At 68.5% G+C, this 19,726-nt stretch carries 18 protein-coding genes and 3 tRNA genes; 2 read left to right on the top strand and 19 right to left on the bottom strand.

What is annotated here, in order from left to right; genetic code table 11:
- Positions 1–160 precede the first annotated feature (160 nt).
- From VGV06_15565 to VGV06_15555, 3 genes are all read right to left on the bottom strand, one after another.
- Positions 161–1,282 (bottom strand): Xaa-Pro peptidase family protein, encoded by a 1,122-nt coding sequence (locus VGV06_15565; protein HEV2056561.1) that lies wholly within the window; start codon positions 1,280–1,282, stop codon positions 161–163.
- Positions 1,279–2,295: an MBL fold metallo-hydrolase gene (locus tag VGV06_15560; GenBank protein ID HEV2056560.1), complete on the bottom strand. Its 1,017-nt coding sequence runs from the start codon at positions 2,293–2,295 to the stop codon at positions 1,279–1,281. The genes VGV06_15565 and VGV06_15560 overlap by 4 nt, the downstream gene beginning before the upstream one ends.
- Before the next feature lie 336 nt (positions 2,296–2,631).
- Positions 2,632–3,528, bottom strand: a complete 897-nt coding sequence (locus tag VGV06_15555; GenBank protein ID HEV2056559.1) for a LysR family transcriptional regulator — start codon at positions 3,526–3,528, stop codon at positions 2,632–2,634.
- Between the two features lie 165 nt (positions 3,529–3,693).
- Here VGV06_15555 and gltB point away from each other — a divergent pair, with 165 nt between their 5' ends.
- Positions 3,694–8,286, top strand: coding sequence for a glutamate synthase large subunit (gltB, locus tag VGV06_15550; GenBank protein ID HEV2056558.1), 4,593 nt, complete (start codon positions 3,694–3,696; stop codon positions 8,284–8,286).
- A 19-nt stretch (positions 8,287–8,305) separates the two neighbouring features.
- Entirely contained in the window at positions 8,306–9,754 is a 1,449-nt protein-coding gene (locus tag VGV06_15545; GenBank protein HEV2056557.1) for a glutamate synthase subunit beta, read from the top strand.
- Between the two features lie 17 nt (positions 9,755–9,771).
- Here the strand turns inward: VGV06_15545 and VGV06_15540 are convergent, their stop codons facing one another.
- From VGV06_15540 to VGV06_15465, 16 genes are all read right to left on the bottom strand, one after another.
- A complete protein-coding gene (locus VGV06_15540; GenBank protein ID HEV2056556.1) occupies positions 9,772–10,146 on the bottom strand; it encodes a hypothetical protein in 375 nt (124 codons plus the stop codon).
- A 17-nt stretch (positions 10,147–10,163) separates the two neighbouring features.
- Entirely contained in the window at positions 10,164–10,538 is a 375-nt protein-coding gene (locus tag VGV06_15535) for a hypothetical protein (GenBank protein HEV2056555.1), read from the bottom strand.
- A complete protein-coding gene (locus tag VGV06_15530; protein HEV2056554.1) occupies positions 10,535–11,335 on the bottom strand; it encodes a chlorite dismutase family protein in 801 nt (266 codons plus the stop codon). Before VGV06_15530 ends, VGV06_15535 begins: the two co-directional genes overlap by 4 nt.
- A gap of 9 nt (positions 11,336–11,344) precedes the next feature.
- Positions 11,345–12,364: a GTP 3',8-cyclase MoaA gene (moaA, locus tag VGV06_15525; protein HEV2056553.1), complete on the bottom strand. Its 1,020-nt coding sequence runs from the start codon at positions 12,362–12,364 to the stop codon at positions 11,345–11,347.
- Positions 12,361–12,669: a Rieske 2Fe-2S domain-containing protein gene (locus VGV06_15520; protein ID HEV2056552.1), complete on the bottom strand. Its 309-nt coding sequence runs from the start codon at positions 12,667–12,669 to the stop codon at positions 12,361–12,363. Before VGV06_15520 ends, moaA begins: the two co-directional genes overlap by 4 nt.
- Positions 12,666–14,387: a radical SAM protein gene (locus tag VGV06_15515; GenBank protein HEV2056551.1), complete on the bottom strand. Its 1,722-nt coding sequence runs from the start codon at positions 14,385–14,387 to the stop codon at positions 12,666–12,668. Before VGV06_15515 ends, VGV06_15520 begins: the two co-directional genes overlap by 4 nt.
- A 117-nt stretch (positions 14,388–14,504) precedes the next feature.
- Positions 14,505–14,942 carry a secondary thiamine-phosphate synthase enzyme YjbQ gene (locus tag VGV06_15510; protein HEV2056550.1) on the bottom strand — a complete coding sequence of 146 codons (438 nt, stop codon included), beginning with the start codon at positions 14,940–14,942 and terminating at the stop codon, positions 14,505–14,507.
- A gap of 66 nt (positions 14,943–15,008) precedes the next feature.
- Positions 15,009–15,097: transfer RNA gene (locus VGV06_15505), tRNA-Leu, on the bottom strand.
- 25 nt (positions 15,098–15,122) lie between these two features.
- A tRNA-Cys gene (locus VGV06_15500) sits at positions 15,123–15,198 on the bottom strand.
- A 63-nt stretch (positions 15,199–15,261) separates the two neighbouring features.
- Positions 15,262–15,336: transfer RNA gene (locus VGV06_15495), tRNA-Gly, on the bottom strand.
- A 60-nt stretch (positions 15,337–15,396) separates the two neighbouring features.
- Positions 15,397–16,419, bottom strand: a complete 1,023-nt coding sequence (gene galT, locus VGV06_15490; GenBank protein ID HEV2056549.1) for a galactose-1-phosphate uridylyltransferase — start codon at positions 16,417–16,419, stop codon at positions 15,397–15,399.
- On the bottom strand, positions 16,412–17,434 hold the full coding sequence (locus tag VGV06_15485) for an NAD(P)H-dependent glycerol-3-phosphate dehydrogenase (protein ID HEV2056548.1): 1,023 nt from the start codon (positions 17,432–17,434) through the stop codon (positions 16,412–16,414). The genes galT and VGV06_15485 overlap by 8 nt, the downstream gene beginning before the upstream one ends.
- A 30-nt stretch (positions 17,435–17,464) precedes the next feature.
- The gene (gene plsY / locus VGV06_15480; protein HEV2056547.1) at positions 17,465–18,061 is read right to left on the bottom strand and encodes a glycerol-3-phosphate 1-O-acyltransferase PlsY; all 597 of its coding nucleotides are present in this window, start codon (positions 18,059–18,061) and stop codon (positions 17,465–17,467) included.
- Positions 18,058–18,633 (bottom strand): CDP-diacylglycerol--glycerol-3-phosphate 3-phosphatidyltransferase, encoded by a 576-nt coding sequence (gene pgsA / locus VGV06_15475; protein HEV2056546.1) that lies wholly within the window; start codon positions 18,631–18,633, stop codon positions 18,058–18,060. The genes plsY and pgsA overlap by 4 nt, the downstream gene beginning before the upstream one ends.
- On the bottom strand, positions 18,630–19,424 hold the full coding sequence (locus VGV06_15470) for a 2-phosphosulfolactate phosphatase (GenBank protein ID HEV2056545.1): 795 nt from the start codon (positions 19,422–19,424) through the stop codon (positions 18,630–18,632). The genes pgsA and VGV06_15470 overlap by 4 nt, the downstream gene beginning before the upstream one ends.
- Positions 19,425–19,436: 12 nt before the next feature.
- On the bottom strand, positions 19,437–19,726 hold a 290-nt coding region (locus VGV06_15465; GenBank protein HEV2056544.1), incomplete at its 5' end, for an argininosuccinate synthase.

Raw genomic sequence — 19,726 nt, 5'->3', positions numbered from 1 at the left:
CTGCCTTCGTCGGCGCAGAGCGGCCCCGAACGCATCGTCGCTGGGAACCCCCTCCAAGTGGGAGCCGCTACGGCTTCATGCTACCCAAAACCCCTCGGATAGGCAAGGTTATCTCCGGTCTGACCGCCGGAGTTCGCCGCGCCGCTCCGCGGCCCGTGGCCTATAGCTCGAGCAGCTCCATCTTGGGCGACCGCGTGAGGTTGCGACAGCCCCCGGGCTCCACGAGCACCATGTCCTCGATGCGCACGGCCCCCCGCCCCGGGTAGTAGAGGCCGGGCTCGACGGTCACCACCTGCCCTGTCTTGAGCTCGTAGTCGAGCCGACTGATGCGGGGCAGCTCGTGTATGTCGAGGCCGACGCCGTGGCCCGTCCCGTGGAAGAACCCCTGGTTGCGTCCGTCCACGACGCCAGTCGCATAGCCGCGGGCCTCCATGGTGCGCGCCACCTCGGCGTGGACCGCCCCGCCCGAGGCGCCGTCCTTGACCAGCTCGATGCCGCGCAGCTGGGCCGCCAGGACGGCGTCATAGATCCGGCGAAGCTCGTCGGACGCCTTGCCCTTGACCACCGTGCGCGTCATGTCGGCGAAGTAATGCGAGGTCGATGAGCGCGGGAAAATGTCGAAAATGATGCCCTGGTTGGGGCGGATGGGGCCCGAACCCTGGTTGTGCGGGTCCACGCCCTGCTCGCCGCAGGCGATGATGGTGTGCTGGGCGATGCACTCGTTCTCCATCAGCGACACGTTGACGACCTTCTTCAGGTCCTCAGAGGTCAGCGCCCGGCCCTTCCAGACCACCTCGTCACCGCGGATCACGCTCTGACTGAGCACGTCGAGCGCCGCCGCGAGCGCGGTCTCCGTATGCCGCTGGGCCAGCTCGATGGCCGCCACCTCCTCGGCCGACTTGACGACGCGCTTCGGAAAGAACGGGTGCGGCCTCACCTGCACCGTGACCCCGCGCTCGCGCAACCGGTCGGCGGCTTCGAGCGGGAAGTCGGCGGGCACCTCGACGGTCGCGACCCCATAGTCCTCGAGAAGCAGGCTGACGGTGTCGGTGAGCCTCGGCTGGGCCCAGCGCTGCTTGGCCTTGGCTTCCCACTCGGAGAGCGACAGCACCTCGTCGACGCGGGCCTGCTGGCGCGCTCGGTCCACCTCGAGGTCGGACATGAGCAGGATCTTCCTGCCGCCGACCTCGAGGAAGACGAAGGGGTCCGGGGCCATGAACCGGCAGGCGTAGTAGAGGTTCGAGTCTCCCTCGCTGGCGGCGATGATCAGCGACGCAGTCATGCGGCGGCTCCTCGTCGGGTCTCGTACTGAATGACGGGATTGGCCTGCTCGCTGACCTCGCTCAGGTTTGCGATGCCGAGCTCGCCCCGCTGGAAGAGGTACTCGACGTGCGCCCCCGCCTCCTCGAGCGCCAGGAGCCGAGTGTAGCCCGCCCTCGGCCCGAAGAGGCGCCTGGAGACCTCCACCAGCGTCATCGGATCGCGACAGAGATCGAGCACCTGGCCGAGCCGGCGCTCATGGTGGGCCGCGATGACGCCGATGCGAGCCGGCATGTCCTCGATCGGCGCCTCGTGCCCGGGCAGCGCCAGCCTGATCCCGCCCAGCCGGCGCACCTTGTCGAGCGACTGGAGATAGAGCTCGAGCCCGCAGAAGGGCGTGATGGAGGCCGGCGACTGGTGGGGCGTGATGCGCGAGAGCACGTGATCGGCCGTGAAGAGCAAATCGTCCACCTCGAGGCAGATCTGCCCGGGGCAGTGGCCGGGCGTGTGGTGGACCCGGTAGCCGTTGATGATGCGCTGGCCGTCCTTGACCACGCCGTCGATCGTGACGGACTTGAAGAAGGCCTTCGAGAACCGGTACATGGTCTCGAGCTCGTCCCTCAGCTCGGGCGTGACCCCGGCCCGCTCGAGGAAGACCCGCATGTCCTTCGAGGCCAGCACCATCCGCTCCTCGAAGCGGCTCAGCACCCGGGCATCCAGCTCGTGGACCCAGACGCGGGCCCCGGTCTCGCGGGTGAAGTGGCCGACCCAGCCGAAGTGGTCGATGTGGGCGTGGGTGATGACGACATGTCGGACGTCGTCCAGCGAGACGCGCTCGCCGAAGCGGTCCCGCATCTCGTCGAAGCGCTCGTGGAGCCCCTTGACCGAGTCCTCGGTGCCCGAGCCGACGTCCACGAGGGTCAGCGTGTCGCCGTCGACGATCAGGTAGATGTTGTTGACGTGGCCCGGGAAGGTCTCGACGGGCATCCCGTAGACCCGGATGCCGCCCCGGCTCACAAACTTCCGCACCTCCATGGGTTGGATCATCATGCCCATACCGTACCACGCGCGGCCTGGACCACGGCCGGCCGGCGGAGGGGGTGCCGTCTTCCGCTCAGACCTCCTCGCCTCGACGCGCCACCTCGCTCAGGCGCCTCCGCCTCCCCCCATCCCCCGCGGCGGGGGTGCGCTCGCCGCCCCACTGCGTGGGGCCGGCTCGCGCGGCGGAGGCGCCCTGCGCTTCGGGGCGCGCTACGGCTCGTCGGATTCGCTCCAGCCGGCGCCCCCTCCGCCGGCCTCAGCGGTTTCTACTCGAGGGCACCCTGCCTCCCGGCGCCCGGACCACGCGCGTAGAACGCCCGCGATTCCGGCTTACTCCGCGGGGGACTCGTCGGCTTTGCGAAGGGTTTCGATGAAGCGCGCGACGGCGGGAGTCAGCCGCTTGCCCCGCCGGTAGATGAGCCCGATCGGCCTCGCGAGGCCGGAGAACGCGAGCGGCACCGTGGCCAGCGTCCGCATTCCCGACTCCATCACCACGGTTGGCCGCGGCAGGATGCTGACCCCGGCGGCGATGCCGATGGCCTGCTTGATGGTCTCGACGTTGTCGAACTCCATGACCACCTCGACCTTGACCCCGTGCTGCTTGAGCACGCGGTCGATCGCCTTGCGCACCGCGAGATCGCGGTCGAACGCGATGAACTTCTCGCCCGCGAGGTCGCCGGCCTCCACGTGCTTCCGCTTGGCGAGACGGTGGCTCGGATGCGTCACCAGCACCATCGGCTCTGAGCGGAGCGGCAATACGCTGAGTGTCCGGGTCGCCGCGGGATACGACAGGACGCCCACGTCGGCCTCGTCGTTCTGGACCGCCTCCACCACCTTGTGAGGATGCAGGCACTCGAGGAGCACGCGCGCGTGCGGATGCGCCGACATGAAGGGCTGCATGTGCCGGCTCATGTCGTGGAGCCCCACCGAGTAGATCGCCGCGACGCGCACCGTCCCCTCCACCCGATCCCTGGAGGCGAGCAGCCCGGCCCGCGCCTTTTCGAAGCTCTCGAGGAGATCGCGGCAGGCGTCGAAGAACACGCGGCCGGCCTCTGTGGCGACCAGTGGCCTGCGAGAGCGGTCGAGAAGTGGGACGTCGAGGTCGCCCTCGAGCTGCTGGATGGATTGGCTGGCCGCCGACTGCGTGACGCCGTTGGCCGTCGCGGCGCGCGAGAAGCTCCGCAGCCTCACGACGTCACAGTAGAGCTTGAGCGTGTCGAGGTTCACGGGCTGAGGTTACCCTATTAGAATCACTAATGCTATGTTTTTTCTATTTTGTCCTTGGCTAATGCTCGACCGTGGTGTAGGCTCACTGCTCAAGTCGAGGTTTTTCCGAGAGTTCACAAGAACGGGGGGGGAGGCTGGGAGAGGGATGGCGATGCCAGGAGAAGGATGTCGATGAAGGACGGGTTGTCAGCGACGACGCCTGCCGGGATGCCCGGAGCCCAGGGCCTCTACGATCCTGCCCACGAGCACGACGCCTGCGGCGTCGGGTTCGTCGTGGACATAAAGGGGCGGAAGTCACACGCCATCGTGAGCCAGGCTCTCCAGGTGCTCAAGAACCTTCTCCACCGCGGCGCCTGCGGCTGTGAACCCACGACGGGGGACGGCGCCGGCATCCTGATCCAGATGCCGCACGCCTTCCTCGCCAGCGAGTGCGCCGCGCTCGGTCTCAGCCTCCCCTCGCCCAGGCACTACGGCGCCGGCCTCGTCTTCCTGCCGCGCGATCAAGCCCAGGCCGCGCAGTGCCGCGCGATGCTGGACGGGATCGTCCGGGAGGAGGGCCAGACCCTGCTCGGGTGGCGCGTGGTGCCGACCGACGACGCGCCGGTGGGGCCGAGCGCCCGCGCGGCCGAGCCTCTCATAGAACAGGTCTTCATCGGCCGGGCCGCAGGCATCTCCGACGCGCAGGCCTTCGAGCGCAAGCTCTACGTTATCCGCAAGCGCGTCGAGCACGCGGTCCGTCGCTCGGACATTCCCGGCCGCGGCTACTTCTACCTGCCGAGCCTCTCGGCCAATACCCTCATCTACAAGGGCATGCTCTCGGCCGACCAGATCGAGACCATGTTCCCGGATATCGTGGACCCGCGGGTCGAGTCCGCGCTCGCGCTCGTCCACCAGCGGTTCTCCACCAATACGTTCCCGTCGTGGCCGCTGGCGCATCCGTACCGCTACATCGCCCACAACGGGGAAATCAACACGCTGCGCGGCAACATCAACTGGATGCATGCGCGGGAAGCGCTCTGCCGGTCGACCGTTCTCGGCGACGACCTCAAGAAGATCCTGCCGATCGTCGTCGAGGGCGGCAGCGACTCGGCCATCTTCGACAACGTGCTGGAGCTCCTCGTCATGGCGGGCCGCCCCCTTCCGCTGGCGGTCCTGATGATGATCCCCGAGGCCTGGAGCGGGCACGAGTCCATGCCCATCCTGCGCAAGGACTTCTACGAGTACCACGGCTGCCTCATGGAGCCGTGGGACGGCCCGGCCTCGATCGCCTTCACCGACGGGACAGTCATCGGCGCGGTCCTCGACCGGAATGGCCTCCGCCCGTCGCGGTACTACGTCACGAAGGACGGGCTCGTGGTCATGGCGTCCGAAGTGGGCGTGCTCGACATCCCGCCCGAGCGGGTGCTGATCAAGGAGCGCCTCCATCCGGGCCGGATCTTCCTCGTGGACACGGCGCAGGGGCGCATCATCGACGACGCGGAGCTGAAGCACGCCTTCGCGACCGCGCACCCGTACGGCGAGTGGCTGGCAACCCACCTCACGCCGCTCGAGAGCCTGCCCGAGCCGCCTCACCTGCCCGAGCCCGCACACGAGACCGTCCTCGAGCGCCAGCAGGCCTTCGGCTACACCCATGAAGACCTCCGCCTGCTGCTGGGGCCCATGGCGTCCGCAGGCGAGGAGCCCATAGGCTCCATGGGCACCGACACGTCGCTCGCCGTGCTCTCGGACCGCCCGCGACTCCTCTACGACTACTTCAAGCAGCTCTTCGCGCAGGTGACCAACCCGCCGCTCGACGGCATCCGCGAAGAGCTGGTGACCCAGATCGCGACCAGTATCGGTCCCGAGGGCAACCTCCTCGAGCCCACGCCCGAGGCCTGCCGGCAGATCAAGCTCAAGACCCCGATCCTCGACAATGCCGAGCTGGCGCGGATCCGCCACGTTGACCGGCCTGGTTTCAAGGCCACGACCGTGCCCATGCTGTTCCGCGTGGCCGACGGCACGGACGGCCTGGCGCGCGCGACGGAAGAGCTCTGCCGGAAGGCGAGCCAGGCGGTGGATGCGGGATTCACCTATCTCATCCTCTCCGACCGCGGTGTCGACCGCGAGCACGCGCCCATTCCGGCGCTCTTGGCGACGGCCGGAGTCCACCACCACCTGATCCGCGAGGGCAAGCGCGTCAAGGTCGGTCTGGTCATCGAGACGGGCGAGCCGCGCGAGGTCCACCACATGGCGCTCCTCCTGGGCTACGGCGCGGGCGCGGTCAACCCGTACCTCGCCTTCGAGACGCTCGACGACATGATCCGCCAGGGCATGCTGCCGGCGCTGGATCACAAGACGGCGATCACGAACTACATCAAGGCGCTCAACAAGGGCGTCCTCAAGGTCATCTCGAAGATGGGCATCTCGACCATTCAGTCGTACCGGGCGGCCCAGATCTTCGAGGCGATCGGGCTCGCGAAGGGCTTCGTGGACCGCTACTTCACGTGGACGGCGTCCCGCATCGGCGGCATCGGCATCGACGTGGTCGCGAAAGAGGCGCTCCTGCGCCACCACCACGCCTTCCCGGAGCGGCCCGTGGGCGAGCCCGAGCTCGACTGGGGCGGCGAGTACCAGTGGCGGCGCGACGGCGAGTACCACCTCTTCAATCCCGACACCGTGTTCAAGCTCCAGCACGCCACGAGCTCGAAGCAGTACGCGATCTTCAAGGAGTACACGGACCTCGTCAACACGCAGAACGAGCACCGGGCGACGCTCCGCGGGCTCTTCACGTTCAAGTCCACACCAAAGCCGATCGCGCTCCAGGACGTCGAGCCCGTCGAGGCGATCCTCAGGCGCTTCGCCACCGGCGCCATGTCCTACGGCTCGATCAGCCTCGAGGCTCACGAGACGCTGGCCATCGCCATGAACCGGATGGGCGGCCGCTCCAACACGGGCGAGGGCGGCGAGGACCCGGCGCGCTACAAGCGCGACCCGAACGGCGACTGGCGGCGCAGCGCGGTCAAGCAGGTCGCCTCGGGGCGCTTCGGCGTCACGAGCTGGTACCTGATCAACGCGGACGAGCTCCAGATCAAGATGGCCCAGGGCGCCAAGCCCGGCGAGGGCGGCCAGTTGCCCGGCCACAAGGTCTACCCCTGGATCGCCAAGGTCCGGCACTCGATGCCGGGCGTGGGGCTCATCTCGCCGCCCCCGCACCACGACATCTACTCGATCGAGGATCTGGCCCAGTTGATCCACGATCTCAAGAACTCGAACCCGCGGGCGCGGATCAGCGTCAAGCTCGTCGCCGAGGTCGGAGTCGGGACCGTCGCGGCGGGAGTGGCCAAGGCGCATTCGGACGTCGTGCTGATCTCGGGCCACGACGGCGGCACCGGCGCGTCGCCCTTGACCTCGATCAAGCATGGCGGGGTCCCGTGGGAGCTCGGGCTCGCGGAGACCCAGCAGGTGCTGGTCATGAACAAGCTCCGCGACCGGATCACCGTGCAGACGGACGGGCAGATGAAGACCGGGCGCGACGTCGTCATCGCGGCGCTCCTCGGCGCCGAGGAGTACGGCTTCTCCACGGCGCCGCTCGTCGTCATGGGCTGCATCATGATGCGGGTCTGCCATCTCAACACCTGCCCGGTCGGCATCGCGACCCAGGACCCGAAGCTCCGGGCCAAGTTCGAGGGCAAGCCCGAGTTCGTCGAGACCTTCTTCCGCTTCATCGCGGAGGAGGTGCGCGAGCACATGGCGCGCCTCGGCTTCCGTACGATGGACGAGATGATCGGCCGCTCGGACCTGCTCGACGCCGCAAATGCCGTGGACCATTGGAAGGCCCGCGGCCTCGACTTCTCCTCCATCCTCCACAGGCCGCAGGTCGGGCCCGAGGTCGCCGTCCGGAAGGTGGTCGAGCAGGACCACGGGCTCGAGAGATCTCTCGACGTGACGACCCTCGTGCCGCTCTGCCGCGAGGCGCTCGAGCGCCGCGAGCCCGTGGACATCCGGCTGCCCATCAGGAACGTCAACCGCACGGTGGGGACCATCCTCGGCTCGGAGGTGACGCGCCTCCACGGCCCGGACGGGCTCCCGGACGACACCATCCGCATCCACTTCACGGGCTCGGCGGGGCAGAGCTTCGGCGCTTTCGTGCCACGCGGCATCACGCTGACGCTCGAAGGAGACGCCAACGACTACTTCGGCAAGGGTCTCTCGGGCGGCAAGCTCATCGTCTTCCCCCCGCGGGAGGCGACCTTCGTGGCCGAGGAGAACATCCTGGTCGGCAACGTGGTGCTCTACGGCGCCACGAGCGGCGAGGCGTACTTCCGCGGCGTCGCCGGCGAGCGGTTCGGCGTCAGGAACAGCGGCGCGCTCGCGGTCGTGGAGGGCGCCGGGGACCACGGCTGCGAGTACATGACCGGCGGCCGCGTGGTGCTCATCGGGCGCACGGGCCGCAACTTCGCCGCCGGCATGTCGGGCGGCATCGCCTACGTCCTCGACGAGACGGGCGATTTCAAGCGCCGGTGCAACCTGGGCATGGTGGACCTCGAGCCCCTGGTGGACGTCGAGGACGTCGAGCTCGTCAAGGACCTCCTGTCGCGCCACATCCGCCACACTCAGAGCCCGGTCGCCGCGCGGCTTCTCGTCAGCTGGGAGGCGACGCAGCAACTGTTCGTCAAGATCATGCCGCGCGACTACAAGCGCGTGTTGCAGGCGATCAAGAAGGCCGAGGAAAGCGGCATGTCAGTGGACGAGGCCGTGATGGCCTCGGCACACAACTAGGCTCTCCACTACCAGGCTCATGGGCAAGATCACCGGCTTTCTCGAGATCAAGCGCGAGACACCCAAGCGGCGTCCCGTCGGTGAGCGCGTCCACGACTGGCAGGAGGTTTACCTGCCCTTCGAGGCCGACAAGCTCAAGAAGCAGGGCGCGCGCTGCATGGACTGCGGCATCCCCTTCTGCCACCAGGGCTGCCCGCTCGGGAACCTGATCCCCGATTGGAACGACCTCGTCTACCGGGACCGCTGGCGCGAGGCCATCGACCGCCTCCACGCCACCAACAACTTTCCGGAGTTCACGGGCCGCCTCTGCCCCGCCCCCTGCGAGGGCTCCTGCGTGCTCGGCATCAACGACGACCCGGTCACGATCAAGCAGGTCGAGGTCGGCATCATCGACCACGCCTTCGACGAGGGCTGGGTCGTTCCCGCCCCGCCCGCAGCGCGCACGGGAAAGAGGGTCGCCGTGGTGGGCTCGGGCCCGGCAGGTCTCGCCGCCGCCGAGCAGCTCAACCGCGCCGGGCACTCGGTGACCGTGTTCGAGAAGGCCGACCGTATCGGCGGACTCCTCCGCTACGGCATCCCGGAATTCAAGATGGAGAAGCGCATTCTCGACCGCCGCCTGGCCCTGATGGAAGCGGCAGGGATCGCGTTCAGGACGAGCGTGAACGTGGGCGAGACACTGCCCGTCGAGGCGCTCGGCAAGGACTTCGACGCCAGCGTCCTGGCCGGAGGAGCGGAGTGGCCGCGGGACCTCCAGATCCCCGGGCGCGAGCTCCGGGGCATCCACTTCGCCATGGACTACCTCACGCTCCAGAACCGGCGTTGCGAGGGCGACAGCGTCCCGGATCGCGAGTTCATCACGGCCGAAGGCAAGAACGTCGTCATCATCGGCGGCGGCGACACCGGCGCCGACTGCCTCGGTACTGTCCACCGCCAGGGCGCGCGCTCCGTCACCCAGTTCGAGATCCTGCCCCGCCCGCCTGAAGAGCGCGATCCCGCCAGCAACCCCTGGCCCCTCTGGCCCAACATCTTCCGCGTCTCCTCGGCCCACGAGGAAGGAGGCGTGCGCGAGTACTCCGTCAACACCTCGCACTTCTCGGGAGTCGACGGGCGCGTGACGACCCTCCATGCGGTACGCGTGGAGATCGTTAAAGAGGGCGGCCGGATCAGCTTCAAGAACGTCCCGGGCACCGAGTACGCTATGGAGGCCGACCTGGTCCTGCTCGCCATGGGTTTCCTCGGCCCGCGGCGCGAGGGACTCCTGACAGACCTCGGCGTCAAGCTCACCGATCGTGGCAACGTCTGGCGGGACCCGAATTGGATGACGACCGTGCAGGGCGTGTTCGCCGCCGGCGACATCCAGCGCGGCCAATCGCTCATCGTCTGGGCCATCGCCGAGGGCCGAAGCGCCGCCCGCGGCGTGGATCTCTACCTGATGGGCAAGTCCGACCTCCCCGCCCCGCTCAAGTAGCCTCCGCCTCGGCCGCGCTACTTGAGCGGCCTCACCTGCGCGTCCCAGCCCCCGAAGTCCGGCCTCAGCGTGATGACGCGTCTCTGGGCCTCTTCGTAGTAGTACAGGTCTCCGCTCGACGTGGGGAAGCTGAAGCGCGCCTTGCCGCCACTGAGCGTCACCTTGCCCCAGCGCGTCGTCGCGCCCCAAGACGCGACGATCGTGGCGTCGGGATTGACCGTCAAGAAGTAGATCTCGTACGGCCCGCCGGCGAACTTGATCTGGCCTCGCCACTTCCCCTCGATCGTACGGATATCCGTGATCGGCTTGCCCGTCACGTTCGAGGCGCCCAGGAGGAGGGCGGCGGCGAGCAGGATCAGCGTGGCGCGCCCGATCATCGGCGGCGTGGTCATCGAATATCCCGGCCGAGCTACTTGAGCGGGGTTACGTAGACGTACCAGCCGCCGAAATCGGGCGTCATCGTGATGACGCGACCGTCCGACCCGTCGAAGTATAGGAGGGTGCCGCTCGTGAGATGGGAGATCTCGAAGCGCGCCTGGCCCCCGCTCAGCGTGATCTTGCCCCACTGCCAGTTCGGGCCCCACTCCGCGACGATCGTGGAGTCGGGGTTGACCGTGAGGTAGTAGAACTGGGGCGAGCCCATGCTGACGGTGATGGTGCCCCGCCACTTGCCCTCGATGGCCCGGATGTCCGTGAGAGGCTTCGACGGCACCGAGGCACACCCCGCCACCAGCGCCAGGACCGCCAGAGCGAGCGCGCCACGGAGAGATCGAAGCGCAGTCATCTGATTGGTCTCTGCGAGGGGCTGGGGGGGCTCTGCCAGATGGCGTGGCCCACGAAGAAGGGGCCGAGGCTCGCCATGTACTGAGACGTCTGGACGGTCTTGCGCATGGTCTGGACGAGGTGCGAGAGCGGCTGAAGCTCCTTGCCGACCAGGCCGATGAGGAAATCGTTGTCGTGGGCGTCGAGACCGTGGCAGGCAAGCCTGACGTCATGGGCGAGATCTGCGTCGCCGTAGGCGCGCCCGATGGTGCCGTGCTCGCGGAGGATGGCGCCCTGCTCCTGGGCGGACAGCTTGGCGAAGGCACCCGTCCGCCTCAGCGGATACCACACCGCCCAGGGCCAGTCCGGGTTGAGCACGGTGCGGCGCGGGCGGGCCAGCAGCCAGTCTTCGAGGTCGGGCTCGAAGCCGCTCGAGTAGGTCCTGCCGATCATTGCCAGCTCGGGCTTGGGAACCAGGCCGGCGAAGGGCTCGACGGCCAGAACCTCGCGCACCCGCGTGACGAAGAACGCCGGGTCCTCGGCGAACGTGAGCACGCCCACGCCGCGAGGATCCTGAAGGTCGGCGTAGAGCGCCGCCTCGATCCGGCTTCTCTCGAGGGCGGCGGCCAGGGCCTTGGGCTCGGAACATCCACCGAACGCCTGGAGCTGCATGAAGAGGCGGCGGTTCGAGATCTGCCCGTTTGCGCCGCGCTCGGCGACCTCGACCTTGACTCCGTCTGGGACCTTGACTTCGTCTGGGATCTTGACTTCGTCTGGCACCTTGATCTCGTCAGGCTTGCCGGGCCCCGGGGTGGTCATACGCGCCCGCTACCCTCCGCGCGTGTGCATCTCGAGATGGGGCTTGGCCTTGAGCTCGCCGATCTGGACCAGGGGTTGCCTGTTTTTGAGCAGGAGCCGCTCCTCCGCGCCCCTGTCTCTGCGCCCCACCCATGCCGAGCGGATCAGCCCAGCCAGATCGTCGTTTGAAGTGCCATCCCTCAAGTATTTCCTCAAGTCTATTCCGGCCGTGGCGTACAGGCAGAGGAGCCACTGCCCGTCCGCGGTGAGCCTGCTCCTGTCGCAGGTCTGGCAGAACGGCGCCGTGGTCGAGGAGATGATCCCGAAGGTCAAGCCATCAGGGAGCCGGAAGCGGTCGGCCGGCGCCGAAGACTCCTCGACGATGGCCTCGACCCGCCCGTAACGCTCCGTGAGGCGATCGAGGATGTCGGCGCGGGAGACGACCTGGTCCATCGACCACCGTGTCGCCCCGCCCACGTCCATGTATTCGATGAAGCGAAGCTCCGCGCCCATCCGGCGCGCGAACTCGATCAGATCCGCGATCTCGTCGTCGTTGACCCCGCGCATCACCACCGTATCGAGCTTGAGACCGGGCCAGCCCATGCGGCTGACGGCCTCGATCCCCTCGATGACCTGCTGGTACGCGTCGCGACGGGTCAGCGCGCGGAAACGATCGGGCTTGAGGGTGTCGAGGCTGACCGTCACACGCCGGATGCCCGCGTCACGGAGCGCCTGGGCCTCCTGGGCCAGAAGGATGCCGTTGGTCGTGATGGCCAGGTCGCGGATGCGGGGCTCGGCCGCGATCATCTTGACGAGGCGGGGCAGATCCTTCCGCAGGAGCGGCTCGCCGCCCGTGAGGCGCACCTTGTCGACGCCGAGACCGGCGAAGACGTCCACCAGCCGGGCAACCTCCTCGAAGGTCAGGATGTCGGCGCGCGGCAGCCACGCATACTCCTCTTCCGGCATGCAGTAGGCGCAGCGGAGGTTGCAGCGGTCCGTGACGGAGAGGCGGAGGTTGCGGAGCGGCCGCGCGAAGGTATCGCGGATCACGGCAGCTCCACGAAGACGCGGCCGTCGTCCACCGACACCGGGAAGCAGGGCATCTTGAGGGCCGGGTTGTTGACGTTGGCGCCCGTCTTCACGTCCCAGCGCCAGGCGTGCCACGGGCACACGACCACCGTGCCGTCGAGATCTCCCTCGCCCAGCGGCCCGCCGCGGTGCGCGCAGTCATTGTCGAGGGCGTAGAAGGCGCCGTCCACGTTGAAGAGGGCGAGAGTCTTGCCTTCGGCCTCCACGACACGCCCCTCCCCGATCGGGACGTCGGCGGCCGGCCCGATGAAGACGCGGCGGCTCATGCCGGCACGGCCTCGCCCAGCCCGGCGCGCTGCCATTCGCGAAGAAGGCCGGCCTTCTTCACGCCCACGTCGAAGTGGTCCCACGGCATGATCTCGCCCTCGGGGCGACTGCGCCGCGTGTAGAAGGAGGGGTCTACCCCCCACTCCCGAAGCGCCCGGCGCCAGTCACCGTCCAGCCGGGCGGCGATTTCGAGGAAGTCGCCGACACGGCGGTCTCCCCGCGCCAGCAGCGCCTGGAGCCCCGCTTCGCGCGGGTTCTCGTGCACCACCCGCACCTGGAGCCGCCGCGCGCCGGCCTTGATCGCTTCGAGCTTGCTCTCGAGGTCGCGCGGCTCGTCGAAGGGCGCCCACTGGAAGGGCGTCCACGGCTTGGGCACGAAGGAGGACACGGACAGCGTCAGCTTGCCGAAGGGATGGCCGTCCGGCCCGGGCACGCGCAGGCGCTCCAGCATGCGGCGCGCCAGATCGGGGATGGCTTCCACGTCCTCCATGGTCTCGGTCGGCTGGCCGATCATGAAGTAGCACTTGAGGTTCGGGATGCCGTACTTGCGCAGGAGGTCGCAGGCGGCGTAGAGCTGCTCGTCCGTGATGACCTTACGGATGACTCGACGTAGCCTTTCCGTGCCCGCCTCGGGCGCCATGGTCAGCGTCCGGTGCCCGCCGCGCTGGAGCGAGGCGACCAGGTCTTCGGTCAGGCTGTCGGCCCGCAGCGAGGAGATCGAGACCTCGACACCGTACTCCTCGAGCATCTTCATGAGGTCGCCGATCCATGGGTAGTCCGACACGCAGGCGCCCACGAGACCCACGCGCTTGGACTCCTTGGCGATCTGGGCGACGGACTCACGCAGCGACTCGATGCTCCGGTGGCGCACGGGCCGGTAGACCTGGCCCTCAAGACAAAAGCGGCACCCTCTTCCGCAGCCCTTGCCCACCTCGAGGAGGGCCATGTGGCCGTATTCCGCCTTGGGGGTCTTGAGAATGGAGCGTGTCTCGAAGCGGTTGACGTCGCCGAGGCGCCTCTTCACGACCAGCGCCGGGACACCCTCCTCCAGTGGCACGACCGCGTCGATGGTCCCGTCCACCGCGTAGCGAACGTCGTAAGCCGCCGGCACGTAGATGCCCTGGAGCGACTTGAGCCGGTCGATCACCCGCTGCCTCAGGCCCTCACGGCTCGACTCCTCCGACCCGTCGGCGCGGCATGCTCCGTAGGCCGCGATGATCTCCCCGACCAGCTCCTCCCCTTCCCCGACGGCGATGGCGTCCATGAAGGGCGCCAGGGGCTCGGGGTTCGAGAAGGCGCAAACCCCGCCCATGAGCACCAGAGGGTCGCCCGGCCCGCGATCCGCCGCCCGCGAGGGGATTCCCGCCATGCCGAGGAGGCGCAGCACGTTGATGTAGTCGCCCTCGTAGGTGACGGAGAACCCGACCACGTCGAAGTCGCGGAGCGGGCGCAGCGACTCGAGAGAGAAGGGCTCGGTGCCGGTGCGCGCGTACTCGTCGGAGTCCTCGGGATCAGGGAAGAACACGCGCTCGCAGACGGCGTCCGGCAGCGCGTTCAGGTGCTCGTAGATCGTCTGGAAGCCCAGGTTGGACATGCCCACGGCGTAGGTGTTGGGATAGACCAGGGCGACCGAGACGCGGCCGCCCCAGTCCTTGCTGACCACACCCTCTTCACCCGCGACGAGGGCTTGGGCTTTCTTCTTGAGTTTCCACGACATACAACGAGTCTAACACGGAGGGTCTGGCACGGAGGGTCTGGCACGGATGGGTAGGCGCTATGGCCGCGGGAGCGGCGGAAACCGGGAACGCGGAGGGAAGCTGTCGAGAAGCCTGCGCTAGACGCCCATGATCTGGACGTCGATGCTGCGCGGCCTCGGCCCGTCGAGCTCGGCGAAGAGGATGGACTGGAAGCGGCCCAGCGACAGCTCGCCGCCGCTGATGCCGACCGCGACGCTCCGGCCCAGCAGCGCGGCGCGGAGGTGCGAATGCGCGTTGCCGCGCTCGCAGTCCGAGTAGCGGGGGTCGTCGTGCCGGTAGCCGTCGTTCTCGGCCACCAGTGTCTCGATCATGGACTTGATGTCCTCGACCAGGGCCCCCTGGAACTCGTTGACGAAGAGCGCGCACGTCGTGTGCAGCGAGTTGACGAGAAGGATGCCTTCCTTGATGTCGGCGCTCAGCATGACGTCGCGGATCGTCTTGGTGATGTCGAGGATCTGCATCCGGTGCTCGCTCAACATCGTGAAGGTCTTGCGCGCGACCTTAAGGGTCTGCACCTAGGTCTCCTCCGTCATCCCGAGCGCTGCCTGCTGCGGCGCTCGCGCTGAAGTTCACCGCACTGCTGGTGCCGAGGGAGGGAATCGAACCCCCACGGCCCCAAAGGGCCAACGGATTTTAAGTCCGCTGCGTCTCCCAGTTCCGCCACCCCGGCGCCTGCTGCGCCCGCCTGCCTGTAGTGGAGGCGGCGAGCGGATTCGAACCGCTGAATAGAGGTTTTGCAGACCTCCGCCTTAACCACTTGGCTACGCCGCCACATACGTCAACAGGGCCCGGTCCAACCCCCGGTTCCCGCATCGAACCCCCGCATCGAACCAATGGAGCGGGAAACGGGATTCGAACCCGCGACCCCAACCTTGGCAAGGTTGTGCTCTACCACTGAGCTATTCCCGCAAGAAATCATCTGCTTCTCAAGCCTGACGGAGTGTAACAAACGCCTTAGGTGGTGTCAACTTAGGTCGCTGTCGGCAGTCCAGCCCGTAGATACCGGGCGGCCTCCTCAGGGGGGGTCGGGTTTATGAAGAAGCCGGTGCCCCACTCGAAACCCGCCACCTTGGTCAATTTCGGGATGATTTCCAGGTGCCAGTGGAAGTGGTCGAGGGTCGGAGTCTTCAGCGGTGCCGAGTGGAGGCTCAGGTTCCAGGCGGGATCGCCCAGGACCCGGTTCATCCGCCTCAAGACCTCGCCCAGGAGTCTCGCCAGGGCCCCGAAGTCCACGCCCTCGGCGTCTTCGTAACTCGAACGGTGGCCCTCGGGCAGGATCCAGGTCTCGAATGGGAAGCGGGGAGCATATGGGCAGAGCGCCACGAAGCCGCCCTCGGCCAGGATGAGCCGGCCGAGCCCGCGGGCCTTACCCTGCATCTCCTGGCGGATGATGTCGCACCAGATACAGCGCTTCTTCATGCGGAAGTGACGAAGCGCCCCCTCGAGCTCCTGCTCGACCATCATGGGAACGATGGGCGTGGCGATGAGCTGGGAGTGCGGGTGCTCGAGCGAGGCGCCGGCGGCCTCGCCGTGGTTCTTGAAGACGCTGACGTACTCGAAGCGCGCATCCTTCTGGAGGTCGACCATGCGCCGGCGCCACGCCTCGAGCACCGCGACCACCTGGGTCTCAGGCAGTCCCGCCAGTGAGGCGCCGTGCTCTGGGGTCTCGATGATGACCTCGTGGGCCCCGATGCCGTTCATCCGGTCGTAGACGCCTTCTCCCGCGGGCTCGAGATCCCCCTCGATCCTGAGCGCCGGGAACTTGTTGGGCACCACGCGGACCTCCCAGCCGGGGCCATTGGGAGCGCTCGTCGGCTCGCGCACCGCGAGGATCTCCTCGGGCGTGCGCGACTCCTGCCCGGGGCAGAAGACGCAGGGACCGGTCTCCTTTGGATGGACCGGCGCGGAGGCGAAGTCGGAGGGCCGCCTGGAGCGCTCGGTCGAGATGATCACCCATCGGCCGACGACGGGATCGCGCCTCAGCTCAGGCACGGCCGGCGTGCTCCTCCTCGGGGCGCGGCTCCCGGGCAAGGAGTGAGGCAAGCGCCTCCTTCACGGGCTTGGCCTCGAAGAGCACGGCCGAGACCTCGTCGCAAATCGGCATGCTCACCCCTGCCCGCCCGGCCAGCATCCGGGCCGAGGCGACGGTGCGCACGCCCTCAGCGACCATGGGAGTGGACGCTTCCGCCTGGGCCAAGGTTTGGCCTCTCGCGACTGCCAGGCCGAGCCGGTGGTTGCGGCTCTGTGAGCCCGTGCAGGTCAGCACGAGGTCGCCGAGCCCGGCCAGCCCCGCGAGCGTCGCGGGCTGGCTTCCGAGCCGGACCGCCAGGCGCCCCATCTCGGCCAGGCCGCGGGTGATGAGCGCCGCGCGCGCGTTCTCGCCGAGCCCAAGCCCGTCTGAGAGCCCGGTGGCGATCGCCATCACGTTCTTCAGCGCGCCGCCGATCTCGACACCGACGACGTCGCGGTTCGTGTAGAGCCGGAAGGCGGGAACGCTCAGCCGCTCCTGGAGGCTCCGCGCGACGCCCGCATCCGTCGAGGCCACCACGAGGGCGGTGGGCTTGCCCAGCGCCACCTCGCGAGCGAAGGACGGGCCCGAGAGGGCCGCGACTTGGTGCGCGGGGACGATCTGGGCGAGAAGCTCGGACATGCGGAGCGCGCTCGAGGGCTCGAGACCCTTGGTCGCCGACAGCAGCACCGCCCCGCTCGGGATCGCGGCCGCCATCAGCTGCAGCACCCCGCGCAGAAAGTGAGACGGCACCGCGAGGATCACGAGGTCGCTGCCGTCGAGCGCCTCGAGGTGGTCGGCACCGGCGACAACGCTCTCTGGAAGGGGGACGTCGGGGAGATAGCGCCGGTTCTCGCGCGCGCCGCCGATCGCCCGGGCCAGCGCCGGATCGCGAGCCCAGAGCCGCACCGCCATGCCGCTTCGGCCGAGCTGGACCGCCAGGGCCGTCCCCCAGCTCCCGGCGCCGATGACCGCCACCGCGCCCCCGCGGGATGTCATGCGCCCCAGGTTGTCATGCGCCCCAGCATGTCATGCGGTGGACGCCCGCTCCCCAAGCCGGCGCTCCGTGCCCGAGAGGAGCCGCTTCACGTTCTCGTGGTGCCGCCATACGATGAGCACGGCGGCGCAGGCCGCCGCCGCCGCGTACATCGGCGTATAGCCGAAGAGCCACGCGCCGATCGCCAGGCCCACGCACGCCAGGATGGAGGCGAGCGACACGTAGCGGAAGGCCGCCGTGAGGACGATCCACACGGCCATCGCGAGCAGGATGGCGCTGGGAGTCAGCGCGAGAAAGGCCCCCAGCGCCGTGGCCACGCCCTTGCCTCCCTTGAAGCGAAGAAAGAGCGGCCAGCAGTTGCCCACGATGGCGAGCACCGCCCCGGCGGCGCCCCACACGGGCTCGGGCCCAATCACTTCCGCCGCTCTGACGGCAACATAACCCTTTGCAACATCGCCGAGCAATGTCAGCACCGCGGGGACGGGACCGAGAGTCCGGAGGACGTTGGTGGCGCCGATGTTGCCGCTGCCCTTGCCCCGGATGTCGAAGCCACCCGCGGCGCGGGCGACCAGGAACCCGATAGGAATCGAGCCGATGAGATAGACCCCGATGAGGCCCAGCACCCTCACGGCCAGCGTTCCTGGTCCTTGATGATCGCGCGCGGCCCCGCCTTGAGGAAGAACCGGTAGAAGTAGTCGGCGCCCGAGACAACCGTCAGCGCCAGCGCCACCCAGAGGACGCCCACCGAGATCAGATGAAAGGGCACGTACTCGGGCGGCACCCCGCGCTCGAGAATGAGGATCGTGATGGCGACGTACTGGGAGACGGTCTTGAGCTTGCCGAACTTGGAGGCGGGCACCACCACGCCCATGGAGAGCGCGACGCCTCGGAGCCCCGTCACGGCCAGCTCGCGGCCGATGATGACCATGGCGACCCAGGCGCCGATCATTTCCACCTGCACCAGGGCGACGAGCGCGGCGGCCACGAGCAGCTTGTCCGCCACCGGGTCGAGCAGGGTCCCAAACCGCGTCACCTGGTTCCGGCGCCGCGCCATGCGCCCGTCGAGCCAGTCGGTGAGCGAGGCGGCGACGAAGATGACGGCGGCGATCAGCACCCAGAGGCGATCGGAGGAGATCACGAAGACGATGATGAGCGGGACCAGGACGATCCGGAACAGCGTCAACGCGATGGGAAGGTTCATCGATTCTCACCCGGCCTCGCCAAACGGCCCGACTGAGTATCGGCCGCCCCCGCGGGCCAAGTCAAGACGCCGGGCCCCGCGGTGATCGCCCCATTCGCCAGCACCGGTACGACGGCTGACGTGTCGAGCCGCAGGCAGCAGTCGAGGTCCGCCCCGCGCGCGCGGGCCTCGAGGTGGCGCGCCCAGCCGGAGTCGCGCCGCAGCCTGTCGAGGCGCGCGCCGTAGAGGATCCCGAGGCAGCGGGCCGCTTGGGCGGCGTCACTCAGCGTCGCCCCGGCCGCTGCCCGAACGATACCCTCGGCCAGGAGGCCCGCGCAGACGGCGTCTTCGAGGGAGAACCCTCCCCTGTCACCGGCGCAGAGCACCGTCAGGTCTCTCCCCGTCGAGACCGCCCAGCGCACCGCCGCCCCGACATTGGTCAGCGCGGCGACAGCCGCCGCGTCGGCCTGGGAGGCCTTGAGCATGGCAGCCGTACCGTTGGTCGTGGTTAATATGATATTGCGCCCGCCGACGCTCTCGGGAGTGCAGTCGAGCGGAGAGTTGCCGAGGTCGAACCCTTCGATCCGGTCTCCGCTGCGCTCGCCGGCCAGCAGGACGGGCTCTGGAAGGAGCGCCCGGGACCGTTCGCGCGCCTCGGCGGCGCCCGCCACGGGGATGACGCACGCGCAGCCCGCGTCGAAGGCCGCGACGACCATGCTCGTGGCGCGGAGCACGTCCACGACGAGGGCCGCTCGGCCGCCGAGCGCAAGGTCGGGGAACTCCCCCGGTGTCAGCGCCACGTGCACACGCATGGCCGGGGCGGCCTACCGGCTGCGGTCGCGGAGGGCGCGGATCTTGAGGCGGAGCGCGCTGAGGTTAATGAATCCCTCGGCGTCCTGCGGGCGGTACACGCGGTCGGCCTCGAAGGTGACGAAGTCCCCGCGGTAGAGCGAGCGAGGTGACCGGCGGCCGGCGATGGTCACCGTGCCCTTGTAGAGCTTGAGCCTCGCGGTGCCGGTGACATCTGTCTGCGTGCTGTCCATCAAGCCCTGGAGCGCCTCGCGCTCGGGAGCGAACCAGAAGCCGTAGTAGATCATCTCGGCGTAGCGCGGCA

It is taken from the genome of Candidatus Methylomirabilota bacterium (assembly GCA_035936835.1).
Classification (GTDB): Bacteria; Methylomirabilota; Methylomirabilia; order Rokubacteriales; family CSP1-6; genus AR37.
This window is presented reverse-complemented; position numbering and strand designations above follow the sequence as displayed.